Genomic DNA, 1,047 nt, shown 5'->3' on the forward strand with positions numbered 1-1,047 from the left:
CCACGCACGGGCGCAGGTGTTTGTTGCCCTGTGCCTTCGCCTCGTCGTCGCTATCACCAACTACGAACGTGGAGACAATCCGGGAAGTACGATCATCACGGTGTGAGAAGAGTTCTATGACACCCTCTCAACGTTGCTAGGCCCAGTGAAGGAGATAAAGGAGATAGATGCTAGCGCCCGTAACGAGTATACCGACCCCAGTAAAGGCCACAGCAGCCAAGCCAGCTGTGTAGAATGCCATTTGAACCGCTTGAAGGCCAACGAGAACCGTGAATGCTGCCAGTATCGTCCAAAAGACAGTTGAGAGAACTGACCGCCCCGCTCTTGACATCTCCTCTCTCACGGCACGCCGAATTTCGGCTTCAGAGAGGTTGTCGGAGTCGCCCATATCGAGTACTATGCTCGCCATCCATTATATAATTGGCTTGTACAGCGCGATAAGTGTACCACCTGTACTGACCGTTCGTCGGATACTGTAGCACAGTATGAGAACTGTTATGTGATACCCTGTGAGGGAATATAGACTACCACTCACACTGTTCGTTCTACCCACAAACGACAGCTGCTGATCTCTGTCCTCACCCACTCTCGAACTTCATCGCCAGCGGTGGTATCGGGCCGTCAATCCAGTCGAGATACTCCACTGATGTTTGTCGGTTGAACCAAAGCAGATCTGATCGTCCCTCGTATGCATTGGTAGTTACGCTAAAACCGTGGTCTGCGAGGAGATCCGCGAATGCAGAACCGTCCGGGTACCACAGTGCAAGAGAGCCGCTATTATTGAGCGTACCCCGAAACGAGGTAAAAATACGAGCCGCTCGTGGAGAGAAATCGACGAATTCGTTGGTAAGAGACGCATCAACTAAGTGCTGTAACCACGGACAGGAGACGGATGTCCATCGCCATTTCTCGTGTTTGTGCATCCGTCTTTAGCTAAGAGGAGAACCACGAGACAGCGGCGGCTTATCGAGGCTTCTTTTCGAGAGGAATGAGGAGGCGACGGCTGTGCACACCAAAGCCTCCTCATCGAGAATCATGCGTCGGCTC

The 1,047-nt window shown here is 52.5% G+C and carries 1 protein-coding gene and 1 pseudogene; one reads left to right on the plus strand and one right to left on the minus strand.

Going from position 1 to position 1,047, the window contains the following annotated elements; genetic code table 11:
• Positions 1–106, plus strand: a pseudogene (locus EPL03_RS19660) (IS5/IS1182 family transposase); the annotation flags it as partial.
• A gap of 30 nt (positions 107–136) precedes the next feature.
• On the opposite strand, the gene EPL03_RS19665 reads toward EPL03_RS19660, so the two are convergent.
• Positions 137–388 carry a hypothetical protein gene (locus EPL03_RS19665; RefSeq protein ID WP_135830782.1) on the minus strand — a complete coding sequence of 84 codons (252 nt, stop codon included), beginning with the start codon at positions 386–388 and terminating at the stop codon, positions 137–139.
• Between the last annotated feature and the right edge of the window lie 659 nt (positions 389–1,047).

It is taken from the genome of Halorussus halobius (assembly GCF_004765805.1).
GTDB classification, from domain to species: Archaea; Halobacteriota; Halobacteria; order Halobacteriales; family Haladaptataceae; genus Halorussus; species Halorussus halobius.

Excerpts from the sequence above, each read along its gene's own strand:
- EPL03_RS19665 (WP_135830782.1), bottom strand. The coding sequence starts at position 388 with ATGGGCGACTCCGACAACCTCTCTGAAGCCGAAATTCGGCGTGCCGTG.